Source organism: Staphylococcus sp. HMSC057A08, assembly GCF_001812925.1.
Taxonomy (GTDB): domain Bacteria; phylum Bacillota; class Bacilli; order Staphylococcales; family Staphylococcaceae; genus Staphylococcus; species Staphylococcus hominis.
Genome location: NZ_KV810853.1, coordinates 97,206 through 104,118 on the forward strand (window position 1 = coordinate 97,206; position 6,913 = coordinate 104,118).

6 protein-coding genes are annotated in these 6,913 nt (G+C 29.8%); 4 read left to right on the plus strand and 2 right to left on the minus strand.

Features of this window, described 5'->3' with window-relative positions; all coding sequences use genetic code 11:
• Nucleotides 1-97 precede the first annotated feature (97 nt).
• Nucleotides 98-1,834: an ABC transporter ATP-binding protein gene (locus tag HMPREF2881_RS04590; RefSeq protein ID WP_002488090.1), complete on the plus strand. Its 1,737-nt coding sequence runs from the start codon at nucleotides 98-100 to the stop codon at nucleotides 1,832-1,834.
• A gap of 77 nt (nucleotides 1,835-1,911) precedes the next feature.
• On the opposite strand, the gene HMPREF2881_RS04595 is transcribed toward HMPREF2881_RS04590, so the two are convergent.
• Together HMPREF2881_RS04595 and HMPREF2881_RS04600 are read right to left on the minus strand one after the other, a co-directional pair.
• A complete protein-coding gene (locus tag HMPREF2881_RS04595) occupies nucleotides 1,912-3,006 on the minus strand; it encodes an FUSC family protein (RefSeq protein WP_002448314.1) in 1,095 nt (364 codons plus the stop codon).
• 154 nt (nucleotides 3,007-3,160) lie between these two features.
• Nucleotides 3,161-4,450: a glutamate-1-semialdehyde 2,1-aminomutase gene (locus HMPREF2881_RS04600; RefSeq protein WP_002455138.1), complete on the minus strand. Its 1,290-nt coding sequence runs from the start codon at nucleotides 4,448-4,450 to the stop codon at nucleotides 3,161-3,163.
• Between the two features lie 80 nt (nucleotides 4,451-4,530).
• Here HMPREF2881_RS04600 and HMPREF2881_RS04605 point away from each other — a divergent pair, with 80 nt between their 5' ends.
• The 3 genes from HMPREF2881_RS04605 to perR all read left to right on the plus strand — a co-directional run bounded on the left by HMPREF2881_RS04605 (nucleotide 4,531) and on the right by perR (nucleotide 6,487).
• Nucleotides 4,531-4,986 carry a peroxiredoxin gene (locus HMPREF2881_RS04605; RefSeq protein WP_002488387.1) on the plus strand — a complete coding sequence of 152 codons (456 nt, stop codon included), beginning with the start codon at nucleotides 4,531-4,533 and terminating at the stop codon, nucleotides 4,984-4,986.
• Nucleotides 4,987-4,991: 5 nt separating this feature from the next.
• A complete protein-coding gene (locus tag HMPREF2881_RS04610; protein WP_002488386.1) occupies nucleotides 4,992-5,942 on the plus strand; it encodes a phosphoglycerate dehydrogenase in 951 nt (316 codons plus the stop codon).
• A 95-nt stretch (nucleotides 5,943-6,037) separates the two neighbouring features.
• Nucleotides 6,038-6,487: a peroxide-responsive transcriptional repressor PerR gene (gene perR / locus HMPREF2881_RS04615; RefSeq protein ID WP_017175209.1), complete on the plus strand. Its 450-nt coding sequence runs from the start codon at nucleotides 6,038-6,040 to the stop codon at nucleotides 6,485-6,487.
• The last annotated feature ends 426 nt before the right edge of the window (nucleotides 6,488-6,913 follow it).

Below are 6,913 nucleotides of genomic sequence, written 5' to 3' on the forward strand. Positions count from 1 at the left end.
AGGTTGAAACTACTTGCCTATTCTTAAATAAATGAGTTTATGAATAGAGGGTTCAACCTCTATTAATTTTTGATAATAAAATTAAGGAGGAGTCAGTGTGATTCGACGATATTTAGAATTTGTCAAACCATATAAATATCGTATTTTCGCAACGATTATTATTGGGATTATAAAATTTGGTATTCCAATGTTAATCCCATTATTAATTAAATATGCGATTGATGGTGTAATTAATAATGGTACATTAACCACCAATGAAAAATTCCATCATCTTGCTATAGCGATAGGTATTACTCTATTTATATTTTTAATTGTGCGCCCGCCAATTGAATACCTTCGACAATATTTAGCACAATGGACGAGTAATAAAATTTTATATGATATTCGTAAGCAATTGTATGACCATTTACAAGCCTTAAGTGCCCGATTTTATGCAAATAATCAAGTGGGACAAGTTATATCGAGAGTAATTAATGACGTAGAACAAACGAAAGACTTTATTTTAACTGGGTTAATGAATATTTGGTTAGACTGTGTAACGATTATTATTGCGCTTTCTATTATGTTCTTCTTAGATATTAAATTAACACTTGCAGCAATTATTATTTTTCCTTTTTATGTCTTTACAGTATATTTTTTCTTTGGACGTTTAAGAAAATTAACACGTAAACGTTCACAAGCATTAGCGGAAGTACAAGGATTTTTACATGAACGTGTTCAAGGTATGTCTGTAATAAAAAGCTTTGCAATTGAAGATAATGAAGCGAAAAACTTTGATAAAAAAAATAAAAACTTTTTAAGTAGAGCGTTTCAACATACTTCATGGAATGCCTATTCATTTGCAGCTATTAATACAGTCACAGATTTAGGTCCTATCATTGTTATTGGAGTAGGGTCATATTTAGCAATTACTGGTTCAATTACAGTAGGTACCTTAGCAGCTTTTGTAGGATATTTAGAACAATTATTCGGACCATTAAGACGTTTAGTTTCTTCATTCACAACTTTAACGCAAAGTTTCGCCTCTATGGATCGTATTTTTCAATTAATAGATGAAGACTATGACATTAAAAATAAAAAAGGTGCACAACCTATTGAAATAAAAGAAGGACATATTGAATTAAAAAATGTAAGCTTTAAATATAATGAAGATGAATCTTTAGTTTTAAAAAATATAAATTTAAATATAAATAAAGGTGAAACAGTAGCATTCGTTGGTATGAGCGGGGGAGGTAAATCTACGCTTATTAATCTTATTCCACGTTTCTATGATGTAAGTGAAGGTGAAATTTTGATCGATAGTCGTAATATTAAAGATTATTTAACAGGAAGCTTGAGAAATCAAATTGGACTTGTTCAACAAGACAATATTTTATTTTCTGATACAGTAAGAGAGAATATTTTATTAGGACGTCCTGATGCTACTGAAGAAGAAATAATCGAAGCAGCTAAAATGGCAAATGCGCACGACTTTATCATGAATTTACCGAATGGCTATGATACTGAAGTTGGAGAACGTGGCGTAAAATTATCTGGTGGTCAAAAGCAACGTTTATCTATTGCGCGTATTTTCTTAAATAATCCACCTATATTAATTTTAGATGAAGCGACAAGCGCACTTGATTTAGAAAGTGAAGCAATTATTCAAGATGCATTAGATGTTTTAAGTAAAGATAGAACTACACTTATTGTAGCTCATAGATTATCAACAATCACACATGCAGATAAAATTATTGTTATGCAGCATGGTCAAATCGTTGAAACTGGTACACATAAAGAACTGATTGCTAAAAAAGGTGAATACGAACATCTATATAGCATTCAAGATTTATAACTAAATAATGACTACTAAAAAAGACAAACTTAACTTTGATAGTTAAGTTTGTCTTTTTTAGTATTGATATTTAATTTTTATAAATCAAAATCTTCATCTTGAATTTCAATATCTGTGTCATTACGATGATACGTAAAGAAACTTAATCTTAGTCTATCTAAATGCTCTAAATGATATCGATATTCTTCAATAGCTGCGATAATTTGCATGATATTCGAATATGAATATTCTACTTGATATGGATTTTGAATTAATTGATATTGAAAAGCATCCATAAGATTTTTCTTTTGAGGATTTAAAATCTGATTATCAAAATCATCTACATTATAACGCGCCTTTTTTGATAAACTTTTTAAAATTTGTTCGTGATACGCTGTTAACGAATCTAACTCTAATTTAATTTGAAATAATAAATGATGATTTGTATTATGCAAATCATTTTGATATCTAGCCATACGGTTTAATACTTCGTAAGCTTGTCGAGTTGTTCCAACGACCTCTTTAAATAATATCTTTTTACGATTTTGTTGGAAAGCAGCTTTTCTTGTAAACGTACGTTCTTCGTGATAATAATCATAGATTTGTTCTAATTTTATAATGCGAGATTCTAACTGTTCACCATCTTCTTTTATCTGATGATATTCAGAAGTATCATTAATCACAAGTTTAAACCATATAAATATGTCGGAAGAAATATTAACCGCATTATGATAAATTTTAGTTTCGAATTTTGGAGGTAAGAATACTAGGTTTACAAGTGAAGCACTTAAAACTCCAATCATTACTAAAATAAATCTAAATGTAGCTACAAGATAAAACGATCCTGTATGTTGCCCCATAATGATTAACGCAGTGACACCTGCTAATGTTGCTACATGCGCCAAGTTTAATTTGTATAAAATGGCGATTAATAAAATGACTGTGATACCCATAATCACAATGTTTTTACCAAAAATGGTTACCATAATCACTGCTAATATAGCACCGATTAAATTACCTGTAGCTTGTTCAGATATCGTTTTCATTGAACGATATATATTAGGTTGCATTGCAAAAATAGCACTTATTCCTGCTACAGATTTCAAACCAACATTATCAGGTAAAAAAGAAGCGATAAAAAGGGCGAGAATGATAGCAATTCCAGTTTTAAGTATACGTGCGCCTAATTTCAAATACAACGCTCCTTTAAATAACAAGTTTATAGTTTAATGTATTTTTAAATTAGTATACACTCAACAAATAAAACTATACAAGTATACGCATATATAAAAACCCAAGAATGTATATTTACGATATGACATTCTTAGGTTCGTTAAATTTTAAATATTATTTCATTTGACTGAAGGCATAGTCAGCCGCTTCTAATGTTTGATCAATATCTTCTTCAGTGTGTTCCGTAGTTAAGAACCATGCTTCAAATTTAGAAGGTGCTAAATTAATACCTTGGTTAAGCATAAGTTTAAAGAATTTTGCAAATGCTTCACTATCAGAATTTTCTACTTGTTCGTAATGTGTTACTTTTTCATCTGTAAAATAGAGTGTTAGAGATCCATAAATACGATTAATTGTCGCAGTAATATGATGTTTTTCAATAAGTTTATTTAAACCATCTTCTAAACGTTTACCTAAAGCATCTAATTTTTCATATACACCATCTTGCTCTAAAACTTCAAGTAATGCAATACCTGCCCTCATTGAAAGTGGGTTACCTGCCATTGTTCCTGCTTGGTATGCTGGGCCTAATGGAGCGACATGTTCCATGATATCTTGACGGCCGCCGTAGCCACCGATTGGTAATCCACCACCAACAATTTTACCAAATGCTGTTAAATCTGGATAAACATTTAATAAATCTTGTGCAGCGCCATAATGGAAGCGGAAAGCAGTGATGACTTCATCGTAAATCACTAAAGCTCCATGCTCATGAGTGATGTTGTTAACTTCTTCTAAAAAGCCTGGTTGAGGTTTTACCATACCAAAATTACCTACAATAGGTTCTACTAATACAGCCGCTACTTCATCTCCCCAATGTGACATGGCTTCTTTATAAGATTCAATGTCATTGAAAGGTACAGTAATGACTTCTCTAGCGACACTTTCAGGTACACCAGCTGAATCCGGAGAACCTAATTGAGAAGGTCCGCTTCCTGCAGCAACTAATACTAAATCAGAATGGCCATGATAAGAACCCGCAAATTTAATGATTTTATTTCTTTTAGTATAAGCTCTAGCAACTCGAATTGTAGTCATTACTGCTTCTGTTCCAGAATTAACAAAACGAATTTTTTCTAATGAAGGAATAGCTGCTCGTAATTTTTTACTAAAATCAATTTCAAGTTCAGTAGGTGTACCATATAAAACCCCTTTAGCCGCTTGATCTTGGATAGCCTCAGTAATATGAGGATGAGCATGGCCAGTAATTATGGGACCATATGCTTGTAAATAATCAATGTACTTATTTCCATCGACATCGTAAAGATAAGCGCCATGACCTTCACGCATAACTACGGGAGCACCTCCGCCAACAGCTTTATAAGAGCGTGAAGGAGAATTAACTCCACCTAAAATATATTCATTTGATAACTTTTGGAGACGTTCACTTTCAGTGAAATTCATAGAGTATCAACCTTTCTTATTTAATAATATTCGTTACTATCGTAACATAATAATTATAATATGAAGAAATGAGTGATACGATGTTAAAAATAGGAGATCTTTTTCCAAAATTTGAATTAGAGAATCAAAATGGAGAATTAATTACTAATGAAAACATTATGGGAGAAAAAACAATATTATATTTCTACCCACGAGATAACACACCAACGTGTACAACAGAAGCATGTGACTTTAGAGATAATATACAATACTTTAATGATATGAAAGTTAAAGTTTATGGTATTAGCGGGGATTCTAGAAAAAAACACGAAAACTTTATTAAGAAGCATCATTTGAATTTTGATTTATTAGTTGATGATGAATTTAAGTTATCGAATGCAGTAGGAATATATCGTTTGAAGAAAAGTTTTGGAAAAGAAAATATGGGAATAGTGAGAACAACGTTTGTAATAGATGAAGCGGGATATATTACAAATATCATTGAAAAAGTAAAAGTTAAAACACAAATAGATGAATTAAAACAAATGCTGGAGTGAGATAAATGAAAATCGTAAGCTTGAAACGTTTAGGTAATATAGAAAATGAATTAATAGAAAAGTATCCTGATATTTCATTTTCGTTTTATGATAAAGCAGATAATATTCCAGATAATGACAAAAAAGAACTCGAGGTATTGATAGGATATGACGGGGAGATTAATGAAAGATTTATAAAGTCTTGTCCGAATTTAAAGTGGATTGCATGGTATGCAACAGGCGTAAACAATCTACCATTAGAGTACATTAAGAATAAAGGAATAATTTTAACCAATACTAGAGGAATACAATCAAAGCAACTTTCAGAATATATACTAACTTTTATATTAAATGATCATAAAAAAATGGAAACATCATTTATTAATCAACAAAAGCATATTTATGATAGTACTTTGACAGGTAAACGTTTAAAGGATGAAACAATTTTATTTTTAGGTACTGGAGCTATTGCTCAAGATACTGTAAAGTTATTGACACCTTTCGAATTGAAAATAATAGGTGCAAGTAAAACAGGAAAACAAAAAGAAGGATTTAATCAAACATATGAGATAAATGAATTAGACAAGTTATTAGGAGAAGCGGATATAATAATTAATACGTTACCAGAAACCAAAGAAACATATCATTTATTAAACAAACATCATTTCCAATTAATGAAGGAAGATACTTTATTTATTAATGTAGGTAGAGGAACTATAGTAGAAGAACACGATTTAATTGAAATACTTAAAGAAAAATTAATACGTCATGCTTACTTGGATGTATTCGAAAATGAACCACTAGAATCAGAACATCCACTTTATGATTTAGATAACGTGACAATTACTGCACATATAACTGGTAATGATAAAGAAAATAAAAAGGAAGCAACGAAAATATTTGAAAGAAATCTAACTCGTTTTCTCAATAAAGAAGAAATAAGTGAGAACGTAGTAGACTTAAAAGATGGCTATTAATATAAAACTTATGGAATAATTGACAATGCCGTATGAAAGTAGTTATATTATTAATAAGATAATAATAATTATAAAGTAGAAAGATGGTGAAAATGATGAGTGCAGAAATAGAATCAATTGAACATGAACTTGAACAAGCTATAATAGCATTAAGAAAGTCAGGCGTTCGTATCACGCCTCAAAGACAAGCTATTGTTAGATTTTTAATTAGCTCACATACACATCCTACAGCGGATGAAATTTATCAAGCACTTTCACCTGATTTTCCTAATATAAGTGTTGCGACAATTTACAATAATTTAAGAGTATTTAAGAAGATAGGTATTGTAAAAGAATTGACTTATGGAGATGCATCAAGTAGGTTCGACTTTAATACTCATAATCATTATCATGTTATTTGTGAACGATGCGGTAAAATAGTAGATTTCCACTATCCTCAATTGGATGAAATTGAACAATTAGCTCAACACGTTACAAACTTTGACGTAACACATCATCGAATGGAAATTTATGGATTGTGTGAAGAATGTAAAAACAAAGAATAAAGTTAGGCAATGACTTTAATGTCATTGCTTTTTTTGTTTATAAGTAATTAAAGAATTTAAAAGATAAATATTAAATAAAAAAATACTCATTAAAGATAATGAATACATTTGATGTGAAATATTAAACGATTTTATATTATAAAATCCATTGACGTTCAATAATAATCTTGCTATTATATAAAAGTCGTCAAAAACAAAAGATATTGTTTGAAAACGCAAAGTAAATTAGTTTAAAACAATGTTAAAAAAGTGTAATTTTGACCATTGATTATAAAAACAATTTATTATAAGATATTATTTGTTGAAATATTAATTAACTTCAAGAAAAGAAAAATAAAAAAGTTCTTGACAAGAATAATTAGTATTTGATATAATAAATAAATGTAATTGTTAAAATGAACATTGAAAACTGAATGACAATATGTC